Here is a 25,537-nt window from a genome sequence, read left to right on the forward strand (position 1 = left end):
GCAGCGCCTAGCGCAGGCCGCGCACGATGGCGTCGCGCGTGAGCAGCAGCACCTGGTCCTCGCCGGCCGAGGTGTCGAGCCAGACCGCCTCCAGCCGCGGGAAGGCCGCCTCGAAGTAGGCGCGCTCGTTGCCGATCTCGAGCACCAGCACGGCCTGCGCGCTCATGCGCGGTGGCGCGTCGGCCAGCAGGCCACGGATGAAGTCCATGCCGTCGGTGCCGCCGGCCGCATTGCCCGACAGGGCCAGCGCGGGCTCGGCCTGGTATTCGGGCGGCAGCGCGGCCATGCTCTGCGCATTGACGTAGGGCGGGTTGCACAGGATCAGATCCCAGGGGCCGGGCAGGGCGGCCAGGCCGTCCGAGGCGACCAGCGTGATCCGGCCGTCGAGTGCGTGCCGCGTGACGTTGATCGCGGCCACCTCGAGCGCCGGCGCCGAGATGTCCGAGGCGGTCACCGTCACGTCCGGATAGGTCATGGCCGCGAGCACGGCCAGGCTGCCGTTGCCGGTGCACAGGTCGAGCACCTGCTGCGTGTGCGGGCCCAGCCAGTAGTCGATGCCGCCGTCGATCAGCAGCTCGGCGATGAAGCTGCGCGGCACGATGGCGCGCTCGTCGACGTAGAAGGGCACGCCCTGCAGCCAGGCCTCCTTGGTCAGGTAGGCGGCAGGCTGGCGGGTGCGGATGCGGGTCTCGATCAGCGCCTCGACCTGGGCCTGCTCGGCCGGCGACACCGGCCGGTCGGCCACGGCGTCGAGGTCGTCGATGGGCTGCCGCAGCTGCCACAGCACCAGCCACGCGGCTTCGTCGAAGGCGTTGGCCGTGCCATGGCCGAAGGCCACGCCGGCCGCGTCGAGGCGCTCGGCCGCGGCCTCGATCAGCGCGATCACGGTGCTCATGCGGCGCTCCCGGCTTCGATCTGTTCCAGCCGCTCGATGGTGCGGCGGTAGACGTTCTTCATGGTCTCGATGGCATCGACCGCCACGTACTCGTCGATCTTGTGGATGCTGGCGTTGACCGGGCCGAACTCGATCACCTGCTTGCAGATGCGCGCGATGAAGCGCGCGTCGCTGGTGCCGCCGCTGGTCGAGAGCTCGGTCACGATGCCGGTCTCGTCGTGGATGGCCTGCTGCACCGCCTCGACCAGCTCGGCCGGCGGCGTGAGGAAGGGCAGGCCGCCGACCGTCCAGGCCAGCGTGCAGTCGACGCCGTGCGAGTCGAGCACCGCCTGCACGCGCTGCTGCAGCGATTCGGGCGTGGATTCGGTCGAGAAGCGGAAGTTGAAGTCGATCACCACCGCGCCCGGGATCACGTTGTTGGCGCCGGTGCCCGCATGGATGTTGCTGATCTGCCAGCTGGTGGGCTGGAAGAAGGCATTGCCCGCGTCCCAGCCGCCGGCCTCGTTGATCGCCACCAGCTGGGCCAGCGCCGGCGCGAAGGCATGCACCGGGTTGCGCGCCAGGTGCGGGTAGGCGATGTGGCCCTGAATGCCGTTCACCGTCAGCCGCCCGCTCATCGAGCCGCGGCGGCCGTTCTTGATCATGTCGCCGCAACGCTCGACCGAGGTCGGCTCGCCGACGATGCAGTAGTCGATCGTCTCGCCGCGCGCGGCCAGCGTGTGGCAGACCACCACGGTGCCGTCGACCGACGGGCCTTCCTCGTCGCTGGTGAGCAGCAGCGCCAGCGTGAGCCGCGGGTCGGGCCGCGCGGCGAGGAATTCCTCGATGGCGACCACGAAGGCCGCCAGCGAGCTCTTCATGTCGCAGGCGCCACGGCCATAGAGCTGGCCGCGGCGGTGGGTCGGCGTGAAGGGCGGGCTGGTCCATTCGTCGAGCGGGCCGGTCGGCACCACGTCGGTGTGGCCCGCGAACACCAGCGTCCGGCCGCCTTCGGCACCGGCGCGCACCGCCCACAGGTTGGTGACGCGGAAGTCGGCCGGGCCGCTCTCGATGGTCTCGAGCCGGAAGCCCAGGCGCGCGAGGCGCTCGCCCAGGATCTGCTGGCAGCCCGCATCGTCGGGCGTCAGCGAAGGCCGGGAAATGAGTTGTTCGGCGAGTTGCAGGGTACGGGACATGGTCAGGTCAGTTCTTCTTCATGCTGCGGCATGCGCGCACGGCTCGCAGCGCCGCAGCCCAATCGGGAGATACCGTGGAACCGGCTTTGCCGGGCCACCGGTATCGCCCCCTTGAGGGGGAAGCGCCGCAGGCGCTTCGGGGGTGGGTCAGCTGCTTCAGTGGCGCACGTCCAGCGTGATGTCCGTGAAGCTCGGCGCCTCGGATTGCTCCATCAGCGCCTTCTCTTCCTCGCGCTTGCTCGCGGGCACCTGGCGGTTCTGCAGGCGCCACATCAGGTTGGTGGGGGAGTCGGCCTGGGCCAGGCCTTCCTCGCGCGTGACCCGGCCTTCGCCGATCAGCCGCGCGATGTCTTCCTCGAAGGTCTGGGACCCCTCGGCCATCGACTGGACCATGGCCTCCTTGACGGCGGAGAAGTCGCCTTTCTCGATCATCTCGGCGATCAGCGCCGTGTTGAGCATGACCTCGATCGCCGGCCAGCGCTCGCCCTTGGGCGTGCGCAGCAGCCGCTGGGCCACGATCGCGCGCAGCGCGCCCGACAGGTCGCCCAGCAGCGTGGGCCGCACCTCGACCGGGTAGAAGCTCAGGATCCGGTTGAGCGCGCGGTAGCTGTTGTTGGCATGCAGCGTGGCCACGCACAGGTGGCCCGACTGGGCATAGGCGATGGCGGCCGTCATGGTCTCGCGGTCACGGATCTCGCCGATCTGGATCACGTCGGGCGCCTGGCGCAGCGCGTTCTTCAGCGCCACCTGCAGCGACTGCGTGTCGCTGCCGACGTCGCGCTGGTTCACCATCGACTTCTTGTTGGTGAAGGTGAATTCGATCGGCTCCTCGACCGTGAGGATGTGGCCCGAGGCGTTCTCGTTGCGGTGGTCCAGCATCGAGGCCAGCGTGGTGGACTTGCCCACGCCGGTCGCGCCGACCATCAGGATCAGGCCGCGGCGCTCCATCACCAGCGTCTTGAGCACGTCGGGCAGGTGCAGGTCGTCGAAAGAGGGGATGGTCAGCGCGATGTGCCGCACCACCACCGCGTAGCTGCCGCGCTGGCGCATGCCGCTGATGCGGAAGTTGCCCGCGCCTTCGAGCTGGATCGCCATGTTGAGCTCGCCGGTGCGCTCGAGCTCGGCGATGCGGCTCTGGTGCACCACCTCCGACAGCAGGTTCAGCGGCGCCTCGGGCGGCAGCACCTGGCTGTTGATCGGCAGGCAGTTGCCGTTGATTCGGATCAGCGCCGGCGAGTTGGCCGAGAGATAGATGTCGGAGGCCTTGCGTTCCGCCATCAGGCGAAGGATGCGTTCCATCGTGTTCATCGGTCTCTCGCTCCTCGGGGCGTTCTCTGGGAGAAAAAAGACCGCCTCGCGGCGGCCGGGGCGGGATCAGTCGCGCAGCAGGTCGTTCAGGCTGGTGGTCGAACGCGTCTTGGCGTCGACCTTCTTCATGATGATCGCGGCGTAGGTGTTGTACTTGCCGCCCGGCTTGGGCAGCGTGCCGGCCACCACCACCGAACCGGCCGGCACGCGGCCATAGCTCACGGTGTCGGTCGCGCGGTCGTAGATCGGGGTGCTCTGGCCGATGAACACGCCCATCGACAGCACCGAGTTCTCTTCGACGATCACGCCTTCGACGACTTCGGAGCGCGCGCCGATGAAGCAGTTGTCTTCGATGATGGTCGGGCCGGCCTGCAGCGGCTCGAGCACGCCGCCGATGCCGACGCCGCCCGACAGGTGCACGTTGGCGCCGATCTGCGCGCACGAACCCACGGTGGCCCAGGTGTCGACCATGGTGCCTTCACCGACGTAGGCGCCGATGTTGACGTACGAAGGCATCAGGATCGCGCCCTTGGCGATGAAGCTGCCGCGGCGTGCCACGGCCGGCGGCACGATGCGCACGCCGGCTTCCTTGAGTTCGGCGGCCGACAGGTGCGAGAACTTGGTCGGCACCTTGTCGTAGAAGCCCAGCGAACCGGCCTGCACCTGTTCGTTGTCCTTCAGGCGGAAGGACAGCAGCACCGCCTTCTTGATCCACTGGTGCACCGTCCACTGGCCCACGGCCTCGCGGGTGGCCACGCGCAGCGTGCCGTTGTTGAGTTCGGAGATCACATGGTCGACGGCGTCGCGCACTTCGGCCGAAGCTTGCGAAGGCGAGAGGTTGGCGCGGTCTTCCCACGCGGCGTCGATGGTCTGCTGGAGTTGTTGGGTCATGAAGGAGCTCGGTTCTGGATGAAATCAACGATGCGGCGGGCGGCCTCGGTGCACTCGTCGGTGCCGGCCACCAGGGCCATGCGGACGCGGCCCCGGCCCGGGTTCACGGGGCTGGCGCCGCCGACGTCGCGTGCGAGGAAGCTGCCCGGCAGCACCGTCACATTGTATTGAGCGTAGAGCGCGCGGGCGAAGGCCTGGTCGTCGCCGTTCCAGGCCGAGGGCACGCCGGCCCAGAGGTAGAAGCCGGCATCGGGCAGCCGCACGTCCATCACCTCGGCCAGCAGCGGCGTCACGGCCGCGAACTTGGCGCGGTAGAGCGCGCGGTTCTCCACCACGTGCGCCTCGTCGCCCCAGGCCGCGACGCTGGCCGCGGCCACCGCGCCGCCCATCGCGCTGCCGTGGTAGGTGCGGTAGAGCAGGAAGGACTTGATCAGCGACGCGTCGCCGGCCACGAAGCCGCTGCGCAGGCCGGGCACGTTGCTGCGCTTGGACAGCGAGGTCAGCATGACCAGGTTCTTGAAGTCGCTGCGGCCGAGGCGCGTGGCGGCTTCGAGCCCGCCCAGCGGCGCTTCCTCGCGGAAGTAGATCTCGCTGTAGCACTCGTCCGAGGCGATCACGAAGCCGTGGCGGTCCGACAGCGCGAACAGCTTGCGCCATTCGTCCAGCGGCATCACCGCGCCCGTGGGGTTGCCCGGCGAGCAGACGAAGACCAGCTGGGTGCGAGCCCAGACGGCCTCGGGCACGCCGTCCCAGTCGACCGCGAAGTTGCGCTCGGCGATGCTGGGCACGTAGTGCGTGTCGGCGCCCGACAGCAGGGCCGCGCCCTCGTAGATCTGATAGAAGGGATTGGGCGACATCACGATGGGCGGCACCGGGCCCGACGGATCGACCACCGTCTGCGCCAGCGCGAACAGCGCCTCGCGCGAGCCGTTGACCGGCAGCACCTGGGTCGCGGGATCGACCGCCACGCCGTAGCGGCGCTGCAGCCAGCCGGTGAAAGCGGCGCGCAGCCTGGCGTCGCCGGCGGTGGCCGGGTAGGCGGCGAGCCCGTCGAGGCCTTCGCTCAATGCGGTGCGGATGAAGGCCGGTGTCGGGTGCTTCGGTTCGCCGATGCCCAGGCTGATGGGCGCGAAATCGGCGTTCGGCACCACGCCGGCGAAGAGTTGGCGCAGCCGCTCGAAGGGGTAGGGCTGCAGCTTGGCGAGCAGGGGATTCATGGCTTCGTCGTCTACTTGAGTTTCTTGACCAGGACCTGGCTCTTGCGGTCCCAGTTGTACTTGCGTTTGCGCGCCTCGGGCAGCCAGTCGGGGTCGACCGGCACGAAGCCGCGCTTGATGAACCAGTGCATGGTGCGGGTGGTCAGCACGAAGATGCTGTCTAGGCCCAGCGCCTTGGCGCGCTGCTCGACGCGCTTGAGGATGCGTTCGCCGTCGCCCTGCGACTGCGAGTGCGGCGACACGGTGAGCGCGGCCATCTCGGCGGTGCGCGACTCCGGGTACGGATAGAGCGCCGCGCAGCCGAAGATCACGCCGTCGTGCTCGATCACCGAGTACTGGCTGATGTCGCGCTCGATCTCGGTGCGGCTGCGCTTGACCAGCGTGCCGTCGCGCTCGAAGGGCTCGATCAGCTGCAGGATGCCGCCGATGTCGTCGGCCGTGGCCTCGCGCAGCGACTCCAGCTTCTCGTCGACCACCATGGTGCCGATGCCGTCGTGCACATAGACCTCGAGCAGCAGCGAGCCATCGACCGAGAAGGGCAGGATGTGGCTGCGCTCGACGCCCGCTTCGCAGGCCTTCACGCAGTGCTGCAGGTAGAAGGCGGTGTCGGTGGGCCGCTGCGCGGGCGGCAGCGTGGTCAGCAGCTTGCGGGCGGCATCCAGCGGCAGTTCGGTGTCGATGGGGTTGTCCTCGCTTTCGGGCAGCTCGCTGTCGACGCGGATGCCCGGCACCTCGGTCAGGAAGATCAGCTTGTCGGCCTGGATCGAGATCGCCACGCTGGTCGCGACCTCTTCCATCGTGAGGTTGAAGGCCTCGCCGGTCGGCGAGAAGCCGAAGGGCGACATCAGCACCATCGCGCCGAAGTCCAGCGTGTGCAGGATGCCCGCGCTGTCGACCTTGCGCACCAGGCCCGAATGCTTGAAGTCCACGCCGTCGATCACGCCCACCGGCCGCGCGGTGATGAAGTTGCCCGAGATCATGCGCACCGTGGAGCCGGCCATCGGCGTGTTGGGCAGGCCCTGGCTGAAGGCGGCCTCGATCTCGTAGCGCAGCTGGCCCGCGGCCTCCTGGGCCGAATCGAGCGCCACCTCGTCGGTGATGCGCAGGCCGTGCGAATAGCGGGCCTCGTGGCCCTTGGCGCGCAGCTGCTCGTTGACCTGGGGCCGGAAGCCGTGCACCAGCACCACCTTGACGCCCATCGACTGGATCAGCGCCAGGTCCTGGGCGATGTTCTGCAGCTTGCCCGCGGCGATCGCCTCGCCCGTGAGACCCACCACGAAGGTCTTGCCTCGGTGCATGTGGATGTACGGGGCGACGGAGCGGAACCAGGGAACGAAGGTGAAGTTGAAGACGGTGGACATTCGGCGGTGGCTGGCAGGGTGGCGAAGGGGTGGACGGCGCGAACCGGGGCGGGCTGGGATAATCGTCAATTCTCTCCGATGTGCCTCGTGCCTGACTGACTCTCTTGTCCACCGATTCCTTGTCCGCCCCGCCCGCGCCCCTTCCGCCCCGAAGCACGCTGAAGATCGAATTCCCGGAGTCGCTGCCCGTCTCGGCCCGACGCGAGGAAATCGCCGAGGCCATCGCCGCCCACCAGGTGGTGATCGTCTGCGGCGAGACCGGCTCGGGCAAGACCACGCAGCTGCCCAAGATCGCGCTGCTGCTCGGCCGCGGCAAGCTCAACAAGCCGCCCGGCCAGGGCAAGCTGATCGGCCACACCCAGCCGCGGCGCATCGCCGCCAGCTCGGTGGCCAAGCGCATCGCCGAGGAGCTCAAGACGCCGCTGGGCGACGTGGTCGGCTTCAAGGTGCGCTTCCAGGACCGGCTGAGCCGCGACGCCTCGGTCAAGCTCATGACCGACGGCATCCTGCTCGCCGAGACGCAGACCGACCCGCTGCTCAAGGCCTACGACACCATCATCATCGACGAGGCCCACGAACGCAGCCTCAACATCGACTTCCTGCTGGGCTACCTGCGCGAGATCCTGCCGCGCCGGCCGGACCTCAAGGTGATCGTGACCTCGGCCACCATCGATGCCGACCGCTTCGCCACGCATTTCGCGTCGCGCAACGGACCGGCGCCGATCATCTATGTGTCGGGGCGCACCTTCCCGGTCGAGCAGCGCTACCGCCCCTTCGAGGAATCGCGCGAGTACGACCTCAACCACGCGATCGCCGACGGCGTCGACGAGCTCTGGCGCGATCCGCACAACGGCGGCGACATCCTGGTCTTCCTGCCGGGCGAGCGCGAGATCCGCGAGGCGGCCGACCACCTGCGCCGCCACCTGGCCAACCAGCCGGTGATGCGCAATGCCGAGGTGCTGCCGCTGTTCGCGCGGCTCTCGCCGGCCGAGCAGGACCGCATCTTCGAGGGCCACCCCGGCCGCCGCGTGGTGCTGGCCACCAACGTGGCCGAGACCTCGCTCACGGTGCCCGGCACGCGCTACGTGATCGACACCGGCACCGCGCGCGTCAAGCGCTATTCCTTCCGCAGCAAGGTCGAGCAGCTGCTGGTCGAGCCGATCAGCCAGGCCGCGGCCAACCAGCGCGCCGGCCGTTGCGGGCGGGTGGCCAACGGCATCTGCATCCGGCTCTACGACGAGAAGGACTTCCTGGGCCGGCCGCGCTTCACCGACCCGGAAATCCTGCGCTCCTCGCTGGCCGGCGTGATCCTGCGCATGAAGTCGCTGCACCTGGGCGACGTGGCGCGCTTCCCCTTCCTCGAGGCGCCCGCGCCGCGCGCCATCGCGGACGGCTACCAGCTGCTCAACGAGCTGGGCGCGGTCGACGACGCCAACGAGCTCACCGCCATCGGCCAGGAACTGGCCCGGCTGCCGCTGGACCCGCGCGTGGGCCGGATGATCCTGGAGGCACGCTCGCGCGGCGCGCTGGAAGAGGTTCTGGTGATCGCCTCCGCACTGTCGGTGCAGGACGTACGCGACCGCCCGATGGAGGCGCAGCAGCAGGCCGACCAGGCCCACGCCAAGTTCGACGACGACCGCAGTGAATTCAGCGGCTACCTCACGCTCTGGAAATGGATCGCCGACGCGCGCGGCGGCAACGCACCGCAAACCAGGCGCGAGCTGCACGGCGACCCGGCGAAACGCGCGAGCGCGGCCGTGCTGCCGATCGCCCAGCGCATGGCCGCCGCGGCACCGGCGCCAGTGGCCGAGGCGCTGCCCACGCACAAGATCAGCAACCGCCAGTACGAGCAGCTGCTGCGGCAGAACTTCGTCAACATCCGCCGGCTGCGCGAGTGGCGCGACATCCATTCGCAGCTGCTCACCGTGGTCAGCGAGCACAAGTGGCAGCTCAACCGCCAGCCCGCGAGCTACGAGGCGCTGCACCTGTCGATGCTGGCCGGCCTGCTGGGCAACGTCGGCTGGAAGATGGAGGACGACGAGGCCTACCTGGGCGCGCGCGGCATCAAGTTCCACAAGCACCCGGGCGCGCACCTGCGCAAGAAGCCCGGCCGCTGGATCGTGGCGGCCGAACTGGTCGAAACCACGCGGCTGTTCGGCCGCGGCATCGCCAACATCGAGCCCCAGTGGCTGGAGGAGATCGCCGGCCACCTGCTCAAGAAGCAGCTGCTCGACCCGCACTGGGAGAAGAAGGGCGCGCAGGTCACGGCGCTGGAGCGCGCCACGCTCTACGGGCTGGTGGTCTACAGTGGCCGGCGCGTCGACTTCACCAAGGTCGACCCGGTGGCGGCGCGCGAGATCTTCATCCGCGAAGCGCTGGTCGGCGGGCAGTGGGAAAGCAAGTTCCCCTTCCTCGCGGCCAACCGCAAGCTGGTCAAGGAGGTCGAGGGCCTGGAGCACAAGGCGCGCCGGCAGGACGTGCTGGTCGACGACGAGCTGATCTACGCCTTCTACGACGCGCAGCTGCCGAGCGATGTGGCGAGCGGCGCGTCCTTCGAGCATTGGTACAAGGAGCAATCGCGCGCCCAGCCACGCCTGCTGTACCTCACGCGCGACGAGCTGATGCGCCACCAGGCGGCCGGCATCACCACCCAGTCCTTCCCGCCGACCGTGCGACTGGGCGGGGTGGACTGCGCCGCCACCTACCTGCATGCGCCCGGCGACGCCAAGGACGGCCTGACCGTGAGCGTGCCGCTGTTCGTGCTCAACCAGGTGAGCGAGGAGCGCTGCGAGTGGCTGGTGACCGGCATGCTCAAGGACAAGATCCAGGCGCTGCTCAAGAGCCTGCCGCAGCGCCCGCGCTCGCGGCTGGTGCCGCTGCCCGAGTCGGCGAGCAAGCTGGCCGAGGCGCTGTCGGCGCCCGAGCTGTTCGGCACCGGTTCGCTGACCGATGTGCTGCTGCGCCGCGTGCGCGAGCTGACCAGCATCGACGTGCTGCGGGCCGACTTCAAGCTCGACATGCTGCCGCCGCACCTGTTCATGAACCTGCGCATCGTCGACGAGCACGGCCGCCAGCTGGGCATGGGCCGCAACCTGGGCGCGCTCAAGGGCGAACTCGGGGCGCAGGCGCGCGGTGCGTTCCAGGCGCTGGCCGGGCTCAACGTGCGGGCCGCACCCGCGGCATCGGCTGAAAAGAACACACCGGCGACGGCAACGCGTGCCGCGGCACCGGCGGCCGCCCCAGCGCTGCCCGCGGGCGCGCGCTACACCGCCTGGACCTTCGGCGAGCTGCCCGAGCTGATGGAGGTGCGCCGCGGCGCGCAATCGCTGATCGGCTTCCCGGCGCTGCTCGACGGCGGCGACGGCGTCACGATCGAGGTGTTCGACGAGCCGGCCGTGGCCGCCGCCAGGCACCGCGCCGGCCTGCGCCGGCTGTTCGCGCTGCAGCTCAAGGACGCGCTCAAGTACCTCGAGAAGAACATCCCGGAGCTGCAGAAGATGGCCGTGGCCTACATGCCGCTGGGCACCTCCGACGAGCTGCGCGCGCAGCTCATCGACGTGGCGCTGGACCGCGCCTTCCTGCAGGAGCCGCTGCCCACCGACGAGTTCGCCTTCAAGCGCCGCATCGAGGAAGGCCGCGGCCGGCTGACGCTGATCGCCAACGAGGTGGCGCGGCTGGCCGGCGTGATCCTGGTCGACTACGCGACGGCGGTGCGCAAGATCAAGGACACCAAGGTCCAGCCCGAGGCCACGGCCGACGCGGCCCAGCAGTTGCAGAAGCTGATGGGCAAGCGCTTCGTGATCGACACCCCCTGGCCGCAGCTGCAGCACTTCTCGCGCTACCTCAAGGCGATCACCGCGCGGCTCGACAAGCTGCGCGCCGACCCGGCGCGCGATGCCGCCAAGCTGGCCGAGCTGCGGCCGCAGGAGCAGCGCTACTGGCGGCTGGTGGCCGAGCGCAAGGGCGCGGTCGACGATCGCATGCTGGAATTCCGCTGGCTGCTCGAAGAGCTGCGCGTGAGCTTCTTCGCGCAGGAGCTGCGCACGCCGCAGCCGGTGAGCGTCAAGCGGCTGGACAAGGCCTGGGCCCAGCTGCAGGCATGAAAAAGCCCGCGCGAGCGGGCTTTTTCATGGCGCGGGCGAGGCGGCTCATGGCGTCATATGCGGCCCATGACCAGCAGCACGATCACGACGATCAGCACCAGGCCCAGGCCGCCGCTCGGCCCGTAGCCCCAGTTGCGGCTGTGACCCCAGGTCGGCAGCACCCCGATGAGCAACAGAATCAGGATGACCAGCAGTATTGTCGACATGAACTTCTCCTAAGGGCTTCGTATGGAAGCCCCATGGTCGCCCCGATCGGGGCGCCGGCAAAGGGAAAGCAGCCCCTGTGCCGGTCAGGCCAAACCGACGCGCCGTGTCAGAGCTTCGCCAGTCGCTCCAGCGCATGCACCAGGGTTTCGTCCTTCTTGGCGAAGCAGAAGCGCACCACGCGCTGGTCGAAGCCGCCGCCGTAGAAGGCCGACAGCGGAATCGCGGCCACGCCGATCTCGCGCGTGAGCCACTGGCAGAAGTCGGCTTCGCCCAGGTCGCTCACGGCCGTGATGTCCACGCACTGGAAGTAGGTGCCGGCGCTGGGCAGCAGCTTGAAGCGGGTCTTGGCCAGGCCGGCGGCGAACAGGTCGCGCTTGCGCTGGTAGAAGGCCGGCAGTTCCAGGTAGGGCGCCGGATCGGCCATGTAGCTGGCCAGCGCATGCTGCATCGGCGTGTTGACGGTGAACACGTTGAACTGGTGCACCTTGCGGAACTCGGCCGTGAGCGCGGCCGGCGCGGCCACGGTGCCGACCTTCCAGCCGGTCACGTGGTAGGTCTTGCCGAAGCTGCCCACGATGAAGCTGCGCGCGGCCAGGCCGGGGTAGCGCGCCACGCTCTCGTGCGGCGCGCCGTCGAACACCATGTGCTCGTAGACCTCGTCGCTGATCACCAGCACCTCGGTCGGCGCCAGCAGATCCTCCAGCGCGCGCATCTCGGCGGCGGTCCAGACCGTGGCGCTGGGGTTGTGCGGCGTGTTGATCACGATCGCGCGCGTCCTGGGCGTGATCGCGGCGCCGATCTGGCCGAAGTCGGGCCGGAAGGTGCCCGGCGTGAGCGGCACCCGCACCACCACGCCGCCGGCCAGTTCGATGTTGGGCACGTAGCTGTCGTAGCAGGGCTCGAGCACGATCACCTCGTCGCCCGGATGCACCACGGCCAGGATCGCGGTGATGATGGCTTGCGTGGCGCCGGCCGTGACCGTGATCTCGCTCGCGGCGTCGTAGCGGCGGCCGTAGAGCGCCTCGATCTTGGCCGCCATCGCCTCGCGCAGCGCCGGGATGCCCGGCATCGGCGGGTACTGGTTGTGGCCGGCCGCCATCGCGTGGTTCACCGCCTCGAGCAGCTTGGGATCGCAATGGAAATCCGGAAAACCCTGGCCCAGGTTGACCGCGTTCTTCTCGGCCGCCAGCGCCGACATCACGGTGAAGATGGTGGTGCCGACGGCGGGCAGCTTGCTGGCGATCGCGGGCGTGCGGGCGGAAGAAGGATCGATGCTCATGATGCTCGTGGGTTCGATGATGCGATGTCCAAGGGACACCGCGGAACCGGCTTCGCCGGGCCGCCGGTGTCGCCCCCGGAAGGGGGAAGGCGCGCGCGACACGAAGTGCGCGAAGCCCTCGGGGGAGAGCTTAAAGCTCGTAGTCCTGCTGCTGCCCGCTCAGGGCCTTGGCGATCAGGTTGCGGTCGAGCCGGTCGCTCAGCAGCTCGGCGAACTTGAACACGAAGTTGCGCAGGTAGGCGCTGCGCTTGAAGGCGATGCGCGCGATGTTCTGGCCGAAGATGTGGCCCATGGGCTTGACCACCAGATCGTCGTTGGTGCTGTCGCGCACCGCCATCTCGGCCACGATGCCCACGCCCAGCCCGAGCCGCACGTAGGTCTTGATCACGTCGGAGTCGATGGCTTCCAGCGCGATGCGCGGCGTGAGCTTCTTCTGCGCGAACGCATGGTCGATGCGGGTGCGGCCGGTGAAGGACGGGTGGTAGGTGATGATCGGCTCGGTCGCCAGGTCCTCGAGCGACACGCGCTCCTTGTCGGCCAGCGGGTGGTCCTTGGGCAGCACCAGCACGTGCTGCCATTCGTAGCAGGGCAGGGTCACGAGCTCGGCGTAGTCCCACAGCGACTCGGTCGCGATGCCGATCTCGGCGATCTCGTCGATCACCATGCGCGCCACCTGGTCGGGCGAGCCCTGGTGCAGGCTCACGTTGACCTTGGGATAGGCCTCGCGCAGCCGGGCCACCGGCACCGGCAGCACATAGCGGGCCTGGGTGTGGGTGGTGGCGATCGACAGCGTGCCGCTGTCCTGGGCGCTGAACTGCTCGCCGATGCGCTTCAGATTGCCGACCTCGCGCATGATCAATTCGATGCTCGCGATCACATGCTGGCCCGGCTCGGTCACGCGCTTGAGCCGCTTGCCGTGGCGCGCGAAGATTTCCACGCCCAGCTCTTCCTCGAGTTCGATGATGGCCTTGGACACGCCCGGCTGCGAGGTGTGCAGCGCCTTGGCGGCCTCGGTCAGGTTCAGGTTGCGGCGCACGGCCTCCTGCACGAACTTGAATTGGTGGAGATTCATAACAAATTCCGTCTTATTGTTCTATTCATTATGCCGTATCGGTCTATCGATTTGCGCAAAAAATCAGTTGCGCAAGGCCACCCGTGCCAGCAGATCGATCACCTCGGCCGTCTCTCCCACGGCCGGCACCAAGGAAAACGCCACCTCCGGATGCGCGGACCGCAGCGCGTCGAGCAGCTGCGGAAGGTCTTCGCGCACATGCTTGCCCATGCCCAGGAACAGCGGCACCACGCGCAAGCTGCGCGCGCCGTCCGCGATCAGCCGCGCGGCGGCCGTGGGCAGGTCGGGCTCGACCAGTTCGAGGTAGGCGCAGGCGACGGCCACCCCGGGCTGCAGTTCGCCCATGCGGCGCGCCACGGCTTCGACCGGTTCGCGCCAGCGCGCATCGCGCGAGCCGTGCGCGAACAGCACCACGGCCGATGGTTGCGGGCCGGCCACGCTAGCGCCTGAGCACCAGCCACCCGAAGGCGGCCAGCGAGAGCAGGGTGTAGATCAGCCCCGGCGCGGCCGCCGTGAGCCATGGCATCCAGTTGCTCAGGTTGCCGATGTAGCCGAAGACGTTGTTGAGCAGGAAGAAGCTGATGCCGATCAGCACGCCGCCGAACACATAGCTGGTGATGCCGCTCTGGCGGAAATGCAGGTAGGCGAAGGGCAGGGCCAGCACCACCATCACCAGGCAGGACAGCGGATAGAACACCTTGCGCCAGAACTGGATCTCGTAGCGCTGCGCGGTCTGGCCGTTGGCCTCGAGGTGGTTGATGTACTCGAACAGGTCGAGCGTGCGCATGCGCTCTGGCTTGAGCAGCGCCACCGACACCATCTCGCTGGTCAGCGAGGTCGGCCAGCGGTATTCGGCCACCTGGTCGGTCACGACACGGGCGGTGTTGCCCGAGCGCGTGTCGTACTGCTGGTGCTCGGCGTTGGCCAGGATCCAGGCGCCGTCGACGATGCGGGCGGTCGGCGCCAGCGTCTGCGTGGTCACGAAGCCCTTGTCGTCGAATTCGAAGATGCGCGGCGAGGTCAGCGACCCGTCGCGGTTCATGGCCGACACGTTGACCGCATAGGACATGGTGCCCTGCCGTTCCTTGAGCCATGCACCGGTGGCACCGCCGGCCGCCAGGATGTCGCCCCGGAAGCTGGCCTTGAGCGTCTGGGCGGTCCGGTCGGCCAGGGGCGCCATGTAGTCGCCGACGGCGAAGGTGAGGGCCACGAAGCCCGCGCCGAGCACCAGCAGCGAGCGCAGCGCGCGCCAGGGGCCCAGGCCGCTGGTGCGCAGGATGGTGTACTCGGAACTCTGGGCCAGCCGCGACATCACGAAGATGGTGCCGATCAGCACCGTGATCGGCAGCAGTTCGTAGAGGTGGCTGGGGATCAGCAGCGTCACATAGGCCAGGGCCTGCGGCGTGCCGTAGCCCACGCTGTCGGGCCGGCCGATGTCGCCGAGTTCGTCGACGAAGTCGAAGAAGAAGAAGAGGGCGAGGAAGCCGAGGGTCACGAAACCCACGGACTTGAGCACCTCGCTGTAGATCAGTCGACGGATGGTCTTCACGCGCGCGGCACCGAAGGTGAGGGCACCGCGGCACGGCGCCGCAGTCCCCAGTTGTTGTTGCGTTTGGCGAGCCAGAGGCTGGTGGCCACCAGGATGCCGCCGTGCACCAGCAGCATGAAGGTGCCGATGCCGATGCGCCCGGACCCGATCCAGCTCTGCCCGAGGTTCAGCAGGTTGAAATAGACGACGAAGGCGAACAGCGCGAGCAGCAGATTGCCGCTCCGGCCGGCGCGCGGGTTCACGTTCGACAGCGTGAGCGCCAGCAGCACGAAATTGAAGCCGGCGAACAGCAGGCCGATGCGCCAGGCCAATTCACCGAGGGCGACCGGCGTGCGTTCCATCAGCAGCGTCCGGGTGCTGCGCGCCCGCACCGGCGCCGCGTCGGCCGACGAAGACACGTTGTCGCCGACCTTGGCGCCGTAGGTCTCGAACTCGCTGATCTTCAGGCGCTTCTCGTCGAGCGAGCGCTCCAGGCGCTGGCCGTTGGACAGCAGCAGGTAGCGCGCCTCGCCCACGTCGTCGATGCGGCCGCTGCGCGCCGAGGTGATGATCTGCAGGTTGCGTTCGATCGAGGAGATGAACACGTTGTTGGCGGTGGTGCCGTCGGGCGTGTCCTTGTCGATGAAGAACACGCGGTTGCGGCCCGCCGACTCGCGGAACTCGCCCGGGGCGATGCGTTCCAGGTCGCCGCGGCGTTCGTACTGCGCCCGCATGCCCTGGGTCTGCGAGTTGGCCCAGGGCCATCCCACCAGCGCCAGCACCGCGATCAGCAGCAGCACCGGCCAGGAGAAGCGGAACAGCGGGCTCACGAAGTCGAACAGGCCGCGGCCGCTGGAGAACCAGATCACCATCTCGCTGTCGCGGTACATGCGCGAGAGCGTGCCCACGATGGCGACGAACAGGCTCAGGCTCAGGATGGTCGGCATGTAGCCGAGCACCGTGTAGGCCATCACGAGCAGCACGTCGGACGGGTTCACGCTGCCCTTCGAAGCCAGGCCGAGCGTGCGGATCAGCATCATGGTCATCACGATGGTGACCAGGACGACGAGCGTGGCGCCGAAGCTGCGGGACAGCTCTTTGCGCAGGGAGGAATGGAATAACATCGTCAAGGGAAAGAAAAGGATTATGGACTTTCAACTCAAGACCCTCAGCACCGCCCAGGCGGCCAACGAAAAGACCGATGCCCTGGTCGTGCTTTTCGCCGAGTCAGAACCCTCCGGGGCGCTGTCGAAATCCAGCCGGTCCGATGCGCTGACCGCCCTCATGGAGGACGTGCGCAAGGCCGGTGATCTTCCATCCAAGGCCGGCAAGCTGCTCGCGCTGTACCGGCCGGCGGGCATTGCGGCCCCGCGCGTGCTGCTGGCCTGCGCCGGCGATGGATCGGCCGCGGCCGTGCGCACCGCCGTGCTGGCGGCCGTGCAGGCCGCCAAGGCCCATGCGCCCAAGCGCCTGACCATCGCCTTCGCCCAGGAGGCCACGGCGCCGGCGGTCCGCGCGGCCGTGCTCGCGGCCGCCGACGCCAGCTACGTCTACACCACCACCAAGCCCAAGGCCGACGCGCGCAGCATCCGCCAGCTGGTGCTCGGCGTGGCCGATGCGAAGGCCCTGTCGTCCGCCTTTGCCGAGGCCAGCGCCACCGTGGCGGGCATCGAGCTGGCCAAGGAATGGGGCAATCGCCCGGGCAACCACAGCACCCCGACGCTGCTGGCGGGCGCCGCCCAGGAGCTGGGCCGGCTGCCGCGCATCCAGTGCGAGGTGCTGGGTCCCAAGGAAGTGGCGAAGCTGGGCATGGGTTCCTTCGCCGCCGTGGCGCAGGGCTCGTCCGAGCCGCTGCGCTTCATCGTGCTGCGCTACCAGGGCGCGGCCAAGAGCGCGGCGCCGGTCGTGCTGGTAGGCAAGGGCATCACCTTCGACACCGGCGGCGTGTCGCTCAAGCCGGCGGCCGAGATGGACGAGATGAAGTTCGACATGTGCGGCGCGGCCAGCGTGCTGGGCGTGTTCCGCGCGCTGGCCGAGATCAAGCCCGAGATCAACGTGGTCGGCCTGATCCCTTCCTGCGAGAACATGAACGACGGCAAGGCGCTCAAGCCCGGCGACGTCGTGACCAGCCTGAGCGGCCAGACCATCGAGGTGCTCAACACCGATGCCGAAGGCCGGCTGATCCTGTGCGACGCGCTGAGCTATGCCGAGCGCTTCTCGCCCGCGGCGGTGATCGACATCGCCACGCTGACTGGCGCCTGCGTGGTCGCGCTGGGCGGCGTGCGCAGCGGCCTGTTCTCGTCCGACGACACCCTGGCCGCGGCGCTCTCGGCGGCCGGCGAGCAATCGCAGGACCTCTGCTGGCGCCTGCCGCTGGACGACGAATACGGCGAGGGTCTGAAGAGCAACTTCGCCGACGTCGCCAACATCGCCGGCCGCGCGGGCGGCGCGATCACGGCGGCCAAGTTCCTGCAGCGCTTCACCAGCGCCTTCCCCTGGGCCCACCTCGACATCGCCGGCACGGCCTGGAAGAGCGGCGCGGCCAAGGGCTCGACCGGTCGCCCGGTCGGCCTGCTGGTCAGCTACCTGCTCGCGCGCGCGGCCGACGCCGGTGCACCCGCCGACACAGCGCCGCGCAAGGCCGCCCGCAAGGCACGCGCCACGACGTGACCGAGATCGACTTCCACTTCAACACGCCCGACAAGGTCCACTACGCCTGCCGCTTGCTGCGCAAGGCCGTCGGGGCTCGCGGCGCGCGCGTGGTGGTGGTGGCGCCGCCGGCCGTGATCGAGGCCATCGACCTGGCGCTGTGGCAGGTGTCGCCGGTGGACTTCGTGGCGCATTGCCGCGCCAGCGCGGAGCCGGCCGTGCTGTCGCGCTCCCCGGTGGTGCTGATGGACGGCGATGCTGGTGCATTGCCGCACCAGCAGGTGCTGCTGAACCTGGCCTCGGAGATCCCGGCGGGCTTCGAACGCTTCGAGCGCCTGATCGACATCGTGACCGACGACGAGGACGATCGACTCTCCGCGCGCCTGCGCTGGCGCCACTATGCGGACCGCGGCTACGCGATCACGCGCCATCAGTTCCAGGGGAGCGCCGCGCGATGAACACCCCGCGCATTCCACCGCGCTTCGTGCCCACGCTCACCACGGTGCTCGAAGTGCCCGCGCCGGCGCCGCCAGCGGTGGCCGACGACCCGCGCGAAGCGGTCGCGCTCGGCCCGGCCGCGCGCCTGTCCGAGTTGGAAAGTTTCGCGCTGGAGGAGCAGTTGATGCACCGCGTTCTGCAGCGCATCGACGGGGCGCTCGAGGAGCGGCTCAGCGACGTGGTGTCGGCCGCGGTGCAGGTGCAACTCGACGCCATGGTGCCGCGCCTGCGCAGCGAAATCGAGGCCGTTCTGCGCACGCTGGTGGTCGAATCCCTGGCCCAGGAACTGGGTGAAACACTCGGGTCGAACCCACCCAAAGACGCGTCATCCTTGGGCTAAACTGCGCCCGGTTCGACGGCGCGAGGGCGCTGGAAGACACGGTCCGGCGCGGAATTTGCTCTGCAGGGGTATCCGGTCAGAAGGCCGTTTTTTTACTCTATTCATCCTGTTCTGGAGGTTCCCATGCAATTGAAATGGACTGCGGTCGCACTGGCTGCTCTCACGTTGGTGGCTTGCGGTAAGAAGGAGGAGGCCGCGGCACCCGCTGCGGCGCCAGCCCCCACGGCCGCCGCGCCCGCAGCAGCACCTCCGGCCGAAACGCTGGTCGTGAAGATCGGCCATGTCGCCCCGACCAGCGGCGCCATCGCTCACCTCGGCAAGGACAATGAATTGGGCGCCAAGATGGCCATCGAGGACCTGAACGCCAAGGGCGTGAAGATCGGCGAGAAGGTCGCGAAGTTCGAACTGCTGGCCGAAGACGACGCCGCCGATCCGAAGCAGGGCACCGCGGTCGCCCAGAAGCTGGTCGACAGCAAGGTCAACGGCGTGGTGGGCCACCTGAACTCGGGCACCACCATCCCCGCATCCAAGCTGTACAGCGACGCCGGCATTCCGCAGATCTCGCCGTCGGCGACCAACCCGAAGTACACGCGCCAGGGCTTCAAGACCACCTTCCGCGTAGTGGCCGACGACACGCAACTGGGCGGCACGCTCGGCAAGTACGCGGTCGAGACGCTCAAGGGCAAGAACATCGCCGTGATCGACGACCGCACGGCCTACGGCCAGGGCGTGGCCGACGAATTCGAGAAGGCCGCCAAGGCAGCCGGCGCGACTATCGTGGGCCGCGAGTTCACCACCGACAAGTCGACCGACTTCAACGCCATCCTGACCAAGCTCAAGGGCGCCAAGCCCGACGTGCTGTTCTTCGGCGGCATGGACGCCGTCGGCGGCCCGATGCTCAAGCAGGTCAAGCAGCTGGGCATGAACGTCAAGTTCATGGGCGGCGACGGCCTGTGCACCGCCGAACTGGCCAAGCTGGCCGGCGACGCGATCGGCGAGGAAGTGGTCGTGTGCGCCGAAGCCGGCGGTGTCGACGGCGACTTCAAGGGCCCGCTGGATGCCTGGAAGACCAAGTTCAAGGAAAAGAACGGCGTCGAAGTCCAGATCTACGCACCCTACGTCTATGACGCCGTGCAGGTGCTGGCCGCCGCGATGGTCAAGGCCGGCTCCGCCGAGCCGGAGAAGTACCTGCCCGAAGTCGGCAAGGTCGACTACAAGGGCCTGACCGGCCCGATCACCTTCGACGAGAAGGGCGACATCAAGAACGGCGCCCTGACGCTCTTCACCTACAAGGGTGGCGTGCGCACGCAGATCGCCGTGGTCCGCTGAGCGGCGCTTCGCCGAAAAGAGAAAAGGGCCTTCGGGCCCTTTTTTCATGGGCGCGCCGATGGCCCGCGCGCTCGCGGTGCCCAGGGTGCGGGGCGCGCGGACCGGGCACCTCGCGTTCTGACATCATCGCCATCACCGATCCCTGCCCCACGATGAACTCCTCCGCCCCCGCCCGCGCGCAGAGACTGCGCGATTTCCTTCTCGGCTTCTGGCCCGCGCCGGTGCAGGTCTCGGCACCCGAGCGCTGGCGCGCGCTGGCCGGCGCCGGCGTGGGCATCCTGTTCACGGCCCTGCTCAGCCGATGGTGGAACGGCGCCGGCACGGCCGTGCCCTGGCTGGCCGCGCCGCTGGGTGCCAGCGCGGTGCTGGTGTTCGCGCTGCCCGCGAGCCCGCTGGCCCAGCCCTGGGCCGTGGTCGGCGGCAACACGCTGTCGGCGCTGGTGGGCGCGGCCTGCGCCATGCTGATCCCGGACCCGGCCTGGGCGGGCGCGGTGGCGGTGGCGGCGGCCATCGGGCTGATGTTCGTGCTGCGCTGCCTGCATCCGCCGGGCGGCGCGACCGCGCTGCTCACCGCCATGGCCGCGAGCAGCTTTCATTTCGCGGTCTTTCCGATGCTGGTCGATTCGCTGTTGCTGGCCTTCGCCGGCGTGCTCTACAACAGCCTGACCGGCAGGCGCTATCCGCACACGCAACGGCAGCCGGCCGCCTCGGTCACACCCGTGGCCTCGCGCTTCACCACCGCCGACCTCGATGCGGCGCTGCGCCACTACAACCAGGTGCTCGACGTGAGCCGCGACGACCTCGAGGCCTTGCTGCAGCACGCCGAAGCCGCGGCCTACCAACGCAACTTCGGCCAGCTCCAGTGCCGCGACATCATGTCGCGCGCGCCCTGGACCGTGCAGTTCGGCACGCCGCTCGGCGAGGCCTGGGCCCTGATGCGCGAACGGCGCATCAAGGCGCTGCCGGTGATCGACCGCGCGCAGCGCATCGTGGGCATCGTGACCGTGGCCGACTTCATGCGCCATGCCGACTTCGATCGGCACGACGGCATCGCCGATCGCCTGCGCGCGCTGATCCGGCCCAGCACGCGCACGCATGACGACAAACCCGACGCCGTGGGCCAGATCATGACGCGCGAGGTGCGGGTCGCGAGCGAGCACCGGCCGGTGGCGGAGCTGGTGCCGCTGTTCTCGGACGCCGGACACCACCACATCCCGATCATCGATGCCGACCAGCGCCTGGTCGGCGTGATCACGCAGTCGGACCTGGTGCGCGCGCTGTACCGGGCCGCGCAGCCGGGCGGGTAGCGCTCAGGCCACCGGCTGCAGCGCCTCGGCCAGCGCCCGCACGCTCAGCGGCGCCGAGCCCTCGGCCTTGTTGCTGATCGTGACGTAGACCTTCTGTCCCGCGCGCGCCGTGCCGGTGATGACGCGGGCCAGCGCGGTGCGGGTCTCGACGTCGGGGTCGACCATGCGGTCGAAGGGCTGGTAGAGCTTCTCGGCCTCTTCGTAGCCGTAGGCGCCGTGCAGCGGGTTGACGTTCCAGCGGCACACCAGCGGCCCCGGCCACAGCGCGCGCAGCAGCGGCAGCTGCTCGGCGATGGGCGGCAGCTTGGGGTGCAGGCCGAGGCAGTAGGTGGCGCCGGCGCCGCGCAGCACCTCGACCAGCGCGGGTGTCAGCAGCTCGGGGTTGCGCACCTCGACGGCGATCACGCCGTCGGGTGCCGTGGGCTGCAGCGAGGGCAGGGCGTGCAGCATCGCCGCGAGTCGCTCGAACACCCGCGGCCATTGCGCCAGCAGCGAGACGGGCAGGGGACTCAGCTGGAACACCAGCGCGCCGACGCGCTCGCCGAGGCCTTCGAGCGCGGGCAGCACGAACTCCTGCAGCGCGAGCTCCGGGCTCAGGAAAGCCGGATTCGGCTGCCGGCCCCGTCCCGCTTCACCGCGCACCAGCGCGTCGGTCACGAGCGCCGGCGCCTTGACCACGAAGCGGAAGTCGGGCGGCACCATGGCGGCGAGCTGCGCATACTGGCTCGCGCTCAGGGGCCGGTAGAAGGCGCGGTCCACGCACACGGTGCGCAGCAGCGGATGCCGGGCATAGGCCGTGAGTCCGCGCTTGGCCAGCAGGGCTTCGGAATAGTCGCGGTCCCAGACCATGCCGGCCCAGCCCGGATACGACCAGGTCGAGGTGCCCAACCGCACCAGGGGCGGCAGGCCCGCGGCCAGCGCCTGCAAGGCCGGATCGACGGGTGCGGCCTCGATGGTCGTCGCACGGGAGGCGCGGCGCACCGGCGCGACGTCCGTCGCCGCATCGGGGCGGGAGGGCGGCTCGGCCTTGGCGGCCGGCGGCGCATCGGCGTCGGGAAAGAGCGAATCCTGCATGATCGAAAAGATGCGGCATTCTCGCCGGACCGCGTCCCCGCCATCGGCCACTCGGGGACAATCGTCGCTCTTTCCACGAGCTTCCCACGAGCGCCCACGCCATGTACCTGCCACCCTTCTTCAACGCCAAGGATCGCGCCAGCGCATTGACGCTGATGCGGGAGCACCCCTTCGCCAGCCTGATCTCCAACGACGACACCGGCCTGCCTTTCATCACGCACCTGCCGCTGGTGGTGGACGAGCGCGCCGACGGCGAGCTCGTGCTGCTGGGCCATTGCGCCAAGCCGAACCCGCATTGGCGCTACCTGCAAGCCCGACCGCAGGCGGTGGTGTGCTTCCAGGGGCCGCATGCCTACCTGTCGCCCACGGTCTACCCCGACCTCACGCGCGTGCCGACCTGGAACTACCTGGCGGTGCATTGCACGGTGGACGCCGCGCTGGTCGAAACGCCCGAGGCCAAGGACGCGTTGCTCAAGCGGCTGATCCATGACCACGAACCCGCCTATGCCCAGCAATGGCGCGACCTGGGAGAGGAATTCCAGCACAAGATGCTGGCCGGCATCGTGGGCTTCGAACTGCGCGTGACGGCGCTGCAATGCAAGCTCAAGCTCAACCAGCACCGGCCCGAGTCGCATGCCGCGATGCAGGCGCAGTACAGCGCGGGCTCGGCGGACGAACGCGCGCTGGCCGTCTGGATGCAGCGCCTGGGCATGGTGGCCGGCCCGGAGGCGGGCTGAGATGCGGGTCTTCGGCCTGGTCGGCCTGGTGCTCGCGCTGCTGATCGTGGGCGTGCTGGCCAAGAAGCAGCTGGCCACGCCGCTGGCCGTGGTGCCGGGCCAGGCCGCGCCCGCGGTGCGCGCGCAGACGCAGCAGTTGCAGCAGGACATCCAGAAATCCCTGGATGCCGCCGCCCAGCAGCAGCGCCGGGCCATGCCCGAGGAAGCGAACTGAACGCCGATGAGCCGCGACCTCGAATGGATGCAGCGGGCCCTGGCCGAGGCGCGCCTCGCGGGCGCCGCGGGCGAGGTGCCGGTCGGTGCGGTGCTGGTGAAGGACGGCGTGTGCATCGCGAGCGGCCGCAACGCGCCCGTCGCCACGCACGACCCCAGCGCGCATGCCGAGATCGCGGCCCTGCGCGCGGGTGCCCTGGCGCTCGGCAACTATCGGCTCGACGGCTGCGAACTGTTCGTCACGCTCGAGCCCTGTGCGATGTGTGCCGGTGCGATGCTGCACGCCCGGCTCGCGCGCGTGGTCTACGGCGCGACCGACCCCAAGACCGGCGCGGCCGGCTCGGTGCTCGACCTGTTCGCGCAGCCGCAGCTCAACCACCGCACGCAGGTCGAGGGGGGCGTGCTGGCGGCCGAGTGCGCGGCCGTGCTGCAGGACTTCTTCCAGCAGCGGCGCACGCTGGCGCGCGTCACCGCGCAGCCGCTGCGCGACGACGCGCTGCGCACGCCGGACGTGCGCTTCGCCGGCCTCGATACCGAGCGTTTCGCGCCGCACTACATCGCCGACCTGCCGGGCCAGCGCGGCTGGCGCCTGCACTACCTCGATGAAGGCCCGCACGATGCGCCTGCCACCGTGCTCTGCCTGCATGGACCGAACCGCTGGAGCCACCAGTTCCGCCACCTGATCGGCCTGCCCGGACCGCGCTGGCTGGTGCCCGACCTGATCGGCTTCGGCCGCAGCGACAAGCCCAAGCGCGAGGCCGCGCATGCGCTGGACTGGCACCGCGACCTGCTGCTCGCCTGGCTGGACCGGCTGCAGCCCGGCCCGGTGCTGCTGGCGCACGCGGAAGGCGCGCAGGCGCTGGCGGCACTGCTGCACGCGGCCGCTCCGCAGCGCTTCGTCGGCGTGTCGCCCGTGCCCGAGGCGCCGGATCGCGCGCTGCGTGCCGCCTGGCAGGCACCGTTTCCCGACCGCGGCTACGAGGCCGCGCTGCGCGCCTGGGGACGCGGCGCCGGCGATGCCGCGGGCCCGTCGCCGGCGCAGGCCGCGGCATGGGTCGCAACCGCAATGGGATACTTCGCGCCGTGAGCAAACATATCTACATCTATTCGCCCTCCAGCGCGGTCCGTGACAAGGCCGCTTTCCGTCGTGGCGTGAAGCGCCTGCAGGCGCTCGGCCACGCGGTCGAGATCGACGAGGCCGCGCTGAGCAGCCACCAGCGCTTCGCCGGCGACGACGCCACCCGGCTGGCCGCCATCACGCGCGCGGCCGCCAGCGGCGCCGATGTGGCGTTGATCGCGCGCGGCGGCTACGGCCTCACGCGCATCCTCGATGCCATCCCCTACAAGGCCGTCGCCAAGGCTATTCACCACGGCACCGAGTTCGTCGGACTCAGCGACTTCACCGCCTTCCAGAGCGCACTGCTCGCCAAGACCGGCGCGGTGACCTGGGCCGGTCCGTCGCTGGGCGAGGACTTCGGCGCCGAGGACGGCCCCGACGACATCATGGAAGCCTGCTTCGACGACCTGGTCTGCGGCCAGGGCGAAGGCACGGGATGGCGCATTCCCGCGCGCGACATCGACGCGAGCACGGCGCTGAAGCCTCTGAAGGATGCGGTGCTCTGGGGCGGCAACCTCTCGGTGCTGGTCGGCCTGCTCGGCACGCCGTACTTCCCGGCCATCAACAAGGGCGTGCTGTTCCTCGAAGACGTGCATGAGCATCCCTACCGGCTCGAGCGCATGCTCGACCAGCTGCGCCATGCGGGCGTGCTGGCGAAGCAGCGCGCGGTGGTGCTGGGCCAGTTCACCTCCTTCAAGAAGGTGCCGCACGACCGCGGCTTCGGACTCCAGACGGTGGTCGACCGGCTGCGCACGCTGCTCAAGGTGCCGGTGCTGACCGGGCTGCCTTTCGGCCATGTGCCGACCAAGGTGCTGCTGCCGGTGGGCGCGAAGATCGAGATGGCGGCCGAGGGACGCGAGCTCTTCATGGTCTGGGGCCATCGGCACGGCCATCACCACTGAGGCCGGGGCCCGGCCGCGGGCCGTCGAGCGCCGGCGTCAGACCGTGAAGCGATGGTGGACGCGCGGCCCCATGGTCTGCGGCAGGCCGTGCCTGAAGAGGCGGTTGATCTGCTGCATGCGCCGCTGCGCCGCCGCTTCCCCTTCGGTCGCGGACACGGCCACCAGCACGTCCTGGCGCAGATACCAGAGCGTCTCCAGGTCGCTCGCGAAGCGCACGCGCTGGGCGATGCGCTGGGCGCTCGGCCCGCCGCTGGCTTCAAGCAGGCCCAGCATGGCCGAACGGATCCGCCGCATCTGGCGGTCCGGCGATCCGCGAAAAGTCCGGCCGGCGAGCG

24 protein-coding genes are annotated in these 25,537 nt (G+C 69.5%); 10 read left to right on the forward strand and 14 right to left on the reverse strand.

What is annotated here, in order from left to right:
* Positions 1-7 precede the first annotated feature (7 nt).
* The 6 genes from prmB to argA form a co-directional block, all read right to left on the reverse strand.
* On the reverse strand, positions 8-895 hold the full coding sequence (gene prmB / locus QTI20_RS08265) for a 50S ribosomal protein L3 N(5)-glutamine methyltransferase (protein WP_286548540.1): 888 nt from the start codon (positions 893-895) through the stop codon (positions 8-10).
* Positions 892-2,070: a succinyl-diaminopimelate desuccinylase gene (dapE, locus tag QTI20_RS08270; RefSeq protein ID WP_286548538.1), complete on the reverse strand. Its 1,179-nt coding sequence runs from the start codon at positions 2,068-2,070 to the stop codon at positions 892-894. The genes prmB and dapE overlap by 4 nt, the downstream gene beginning before the upstream one ends.
* Positions 2,071-2,226: 156 nt before the next feature.
* Entirely contained in the window at positions 2,227-3,378 is a 1,152-nt protein-coding gene (locus tag QTI20_RS08275; protein ID WP_183026921.1) for a PilT/PilU family type 4a pilus ATPase, read from the reverse strand.
* 66 nt (positions 3,379-3,444) lie between these two features.
* A complete protein-coding gene (dapD, locus tag QTI20_RS08280) occupies positions 3,445-4,269 on the reverse strand; it encodes a 2,3,4,5-tetrahydropyridine-2,6-dicarboxylate N-succinyltransferase (protein WP_183026922.1) in 825 nt (274 codons plus the stop codon).
* A complete protein-coding gene (gene dapC, locus QTI20_RS08285) occupies positions 4,266-5,486 on the reverse strand; it encodes a succinyldiaminopimelate transaminase (protein ID WP_286548537.1) in 1,221 nt (406 codons plus the stop codon). The genes dapD and dapC overlap by 4 nt, the downstream gene beginning before the upstream one ends.
* An 11-nt stretch (positions 5,487-5,497) precedes the next feature.
* Positions 5,498-6,847: an amino-acid N-acetyltransferase gene (argA, locus tag QTI20_RS08290; RefSeq protein WP_183026924.1), complete on the reverse strand. Its 1,350-nt coding sequence runs from the start codon at positions 6,845-6,847 to the stop codon at positions 5,498-5,500.
* A 104-nt stretch (positions 6,848-6,951) separates the two neighbouring features.
* Between argA and hrpA the strand changes: the two genes are divergently transcribed.
* On the forward strand, positions 6,952-10,950 hold the full coding sequence (gene hrpA / locus QTI20_RS08295) for an ATP-dependent RNA helicase HrpA (RefSeq protein WP_503011824.1): 3,999 nt from the start codon (positions 6,952-6,954) through the stop codon (positions 10,948-10,950).
* Positions 10,951-11,003: 53 nt separating this feature from the next.
* Here hrpA and QTI20_RS08300 read toward each other — a convergent pair whose 3' ends face one another.
* The 6 genes from QTI20_RS08300 to lptF all read right to left on the reverse strand — a co-directional run bounded on the left by QTI20_RS08300 (position 11,004) and on the right by lptF (position 16,160).
* Positions 11,004-11,156 (reverse strand): DUF3309 family protein, encoded by a 153-nt coding sequence (locus tag QTI20_RS08300; RefSeq protein WP_183026925.1) that lies wholly within the window; start codon positions 11,154-11,156, stop codon positions 11,004-11,006.
* 107 nt (positions 11,157-11,263) lie between these two features.
* Positions 11,264-12,436 carry a pyridoxal phosphate-dependent aminotransferase gene (locus tag QTI20_RS08305; RefSeq protein ID WP_286548533.1) on the reverse strand — a complete coding sequence of 391 codons (1,173 nt, stop codon included), beginning with the start codon at positions 12,434-12,436 and terminating at the stop codon, positions 11,264-11,266.
* A 130-nt stretch (positions 12,437-12,566) separates the two neighbouring features.
* The gene (locus tag QTI20_RS08310; RefSeq protein WP_286548531.1) at positions 12,567-13,508 is read right to left on the reverse strand and encodes a CysB family HTH-type transcriptional regulator; all 942 of its coding nucleotides are present in this window, start codon (positions 13,506-13,508) and stop codon (positions 12,567-12,569) included.
* A 63-nt stretch (positions 13,509-13,571) separates the two neighbouring features.
* A complete protein-coding gene (locus tag QTI20_RS08315) occupies positions 13,572-13,946 on the reverse strand; it encodes a sirohydrochlorin chelatase (RefSeq protein ID WP_286548529.1) in 375 nt (124 codons plus the stop codon).
* A 1-nt stretch (position 13,947) separates the two neighbouring features.
* A complete protein-coding gene (gene lptG / locus QTI20_RS08320; RefSeq protein ID WP_286548528.1) occupies positions 13,948-15,057 on the reverse strand; it encodes an LPS export ABC transporter permease LptG in 1,110 nt (369 codons plus the stop codon).
* Positions 15,054-16,160 carry an LPS export ABC transporter permease LptF gene (lptF, locus tag QTI20_RS08325; RefSeq protein WP_286548526.1) on the reverse strand — a complete coding sequence of 369 codons (1,107 nt, stop codon included), beginning with the start codon at positions 16,158-16,160 and terminating at the stop codon, positions 15,054-15,056. The genes lptG and lptF overlap by 4 nt, the downstream gene beginning before the upstream one ends.
* Positions 16,161-16,182: 22 nt before the next feature.
* On the opposite strand from lptF, the gene QTI20_RS08330 reads away from it, so the two are divergent.
* From QTI20_RS08330 to QTI20_RS08350, 5 genes are all read left to right on the forward strand, one after another.
* Positions 16,183-17,706 (forward strand): leucyl aminopeptidase, encoded by a 1,524-nt coding sequence (locus QTI20_RS08330; RefSeq protein WP_286548524.1) that lies wholly within the window; start codon positions 16,183-16,185, stop codon positions 17,704-17,706.
* Positions 17,703-18,143 (forward strand): DNA polymerase III subunit chi, encoded by a 441-nt coding sequence (locus QTI20_RS08335; protein WP_286548522.1) that lies wholly within the window; start codon positions 17,703-17,705, stop codon positions 18,141-18,143. Before QTI20_RS08330 ends, QTI20_RS08335 begins: the two co-directional genes overlap by 4 nt.
* Positions 18,140-18,523, forward strand: coding sequence for a hypothetical protein (locus QTI20_RS08340; protein ID WP_286548520.1), 384 nt, complete (start codon positions 18,140-18,142; stop codon positions 18,521-18,523). The genes QTI20_RS08335 and QTI20_RS08340 overlap by 4 nt, the downstream gene beginning before the upstream one ends.
* 123 nt (positions 18,524-18,646) lie before the next feature.
* On the forward strand, positions 18,647-19,852 hold the full coding sequence (locus QTI20_RS08345) for a branched-chain amino acid ABC transporter substrate-binding protein (protein WP_286548518.1): 1,206 nt from the start codon (positions 18,647-18,649) through the stop codon (positions 19,850-19,852).
* Positions 19,853-20,004: 152 nt separating this feature from the next.
* Positions 20,005-21,159, forward strand: a complete 1,155-nt coding sequence (locus QTI20_RS08350; protein ID WP_286548516.1) for an HPP family protein — start codon at positions 20,005-20,007, stop codon at positions 21,157-21,159.
* Positions 21,160-21,162: 3 nt separating this feature from the next.
* Here the strand turns inward: QTI20_RS08350 and QTI20_RS08355 are convergent, their stop codons facing one another.
* A complete protein-coding gene (locus QTI20_RS08355) occupies positions 21,163-22,233 on the reverse strand; it encodes a DUF72 domain-containing protein (RefSeq protein WP_286548513.1) in 1,071 nt (356 codons plus the stop codon).
* 101 nt (positions 22,234-22,334) lie between these two features.
* On the opposite strand from QTI20_RS08355, the gene QTI20_RS08360 reads away from it, so the two are divergent.
* Genes QTI20_RS08360 through QTI20_RS08375 form a run of 4 tightly spaced genes read left to right on the forward strand, consistent with a single transcriptional unit; the run spans position 22,335 to position 25,202 of the window.
* Complete coding sequence (locus tag QTI20_RS08360; protein WP_286548511.1) at positions 22,335-22,970, forward strand: FMN-binding negative transcriptional regulator; 636 nt, start codon at positions 22,335-22,337, stop codon at positions 22,968-22,970.
* Position 22,971: 1 nt separating this feature from the next.
* The gene (locus QTI20_RS08365) at positions 22,972-23,184 is read left to right on the forward strand and encodes a hypothetical protein (protein ID WP_286548509.1); all 213 of its coding nucleotides are present in this window, start codon (positions 22,972-22,974) and stop codon (positions 23,182-23,184) included.
* A 6-nt stretch (positions 23,185-23,190) separates the two neighbouring features.
* Positions 23,191-24,270: a tRNA adenosine(34) deaminase TadA gene (tadA, locus tag QTI20_RS08370; protein WP_286548508.1), complete on the forward strand. Its 1,080-nt coding sequence runs from the start codon at positions 23,191-23,193 to the stop codon at positions 24,268-24,270.
* A complete protein-coding gene (locus QTI20_RS08375; protein ID WP_286548505.1) occupies positions 24,267-25,202 on the forward strand; it encodes an LD-carboxypeptidase in 936 nt (311 codons plus the stop codon). Before tadA ends, QTI20_RS08375 begins: the two co-directional genes overlap by 4 nt.
* A 36-nt stretch (positions 25,203-25,238) precedes the next feature.
* Here the strand turns inward: QTI20_RS08375 and QTI20_RS08380 are convergent, their stop codons facing one another.
* Entirely contained in the window at positions 25,239-25,475 is a 237-nt protein-coding gene (locus QTI20_RS08380) for a hypothetical protein (protein ID WP_286548503.1), read from the reverse strand.
* Positions 25,476-25,537: the final 62 nt, after the last annotated feature.

The sequence above is a fragment of the Variovorax sp. J2P1-31 genome (assembly GCF_030317215.1).
Lineage (GTDB): Bacteria > Pseudomonadota > Gammaproteobacteria > Burkholderiales > Burkholderiaceae_C > Variovorax.

Coding starts and splice junctions, on each gene's coding strand:
- QTI20_RS08330 (WP_286548524.1), top strand. CDS start 16,183: ATGGACTTTCAACTCAAGACCCTCAGCACCGCCCAGGCGGCCAACGAA.
- tadA (WP_286548508.1), top strand. CDS start 23,191: ATGAGCCGCGACCTCGAATGGATGCAGCGGGCCCTGGCCGAGGCGCGC.
- QTI20_RS08350 (WP_286548516.1), top strand. CDS start 20,005: ATGAACTCCTCCGCCCCCGCCCGCGCGCAGAGACTGCGCGATTTCCTT.
- QTI20_RS08305 (WP_286548533.1), bottom strand. CDS start 12,436: ATGAGCATCGATCCTTCTTCCGCCCGCACGCCCGCGATCGCCAGCAAG.
- QTI20_RS08310 (WP_286548531.1), bottom strand. CDS start 13,508: ATGAATCTCCACCAATTCAAGTTCGTGCAGGAGGCCGTGCGCCGCAAC.
- prmB (WP_286548540.1), bottom strand. CDS start 895: ATGAGCACCGTGATCGCGCTGATCGAGGCCGCGGCCGAGCGCCTCGAC.
- dapE (WP_286548538.1), bottom strand. CDS start 2,070: ATGTCCCGTACCCTGCAACTCGCCGAACAACTCATTTCCCGGCCTTCG.
- QTI20_RS08340 (WP_286548520.1), top strand. CDS start 18,140: ATGAACACCCCGCGCATTCCACCGCGCTTCGTGCCCACGCTCACCACG.
- QTI20_RS08360 (WP_286548511.1), top strand. CDS start 22,335: ATGTACCTGCCACCCTTCTTCAACGCCAAGGATCGCGCCAGCGCATTG.
- lptF (WP_286548526.1), bottom strand. CDS start 16,160: ATGTTATTCCATTCCTCCCTGCGCAAAGAGCTGTCCCGCAGCTTCGGC.
- QTI20_RS08355 (WP_286548513.1), bottom strand. CDS start 22,233: ATGCAGGATTCGCTCTTTCCCGACGCCGATGCGCCGCCGGCCGCCAAG.
- dapC (WP_286548537.1), bottom strand. CDS start 5,486: ATGAATCCCCTGCTCGCCAAGCTGCAGCCCTACCCCTTCGAGCGGCTG.
- dapD (WP_183026922.1), bottom strand. CDS start 4,269: ATGACCCAACAACTCCAGCAGACCATCGACGCCGCGTGGGAAGACCGC.
- QTI20_RS08275 (WP_183026921.1), bottom strand. CDS start 3,378: ATGAACACGATGGAACGCATCCTTCGCCTGATGGCGGAACGCAAGGCC.
- QTI20_RS08300 (WP_183026925.1), bottom strand. CDS start 11,156: ATGTCGACAATACTGCTGGTCATCCTGATTCTGTTGCTCATCGGGGTG.
- argA (WP_183026924.1), bottom strand. CDS start 6,847: ATGTCCACCGTCTTCAACTTCACCTTCGTTCCCTGGTTCCGCTCCGTC.
- QTI20_RS08365 (WP_286548509.1), top strand. CDS start 22,972: ATGCGGGTCTTCGGCCTGGTCGGCCTGGTGCTCGCGCTGCTGATCGTG.
- QTI20_RS08345 (WP_286548518.1), top strand. CDS start 18,647: ATGCAATTGAAATGGACTGCGGTCGCACTGGCTGCTCTCACGTTGGTG.
- QTI20_RS08380 (WP_286548503.1), bottom strand. CDS start 25,475: ATGCTGGGCCTGCTTGAAGCCAGCGGCGGGCCGAGCGCCCAGCGCATC.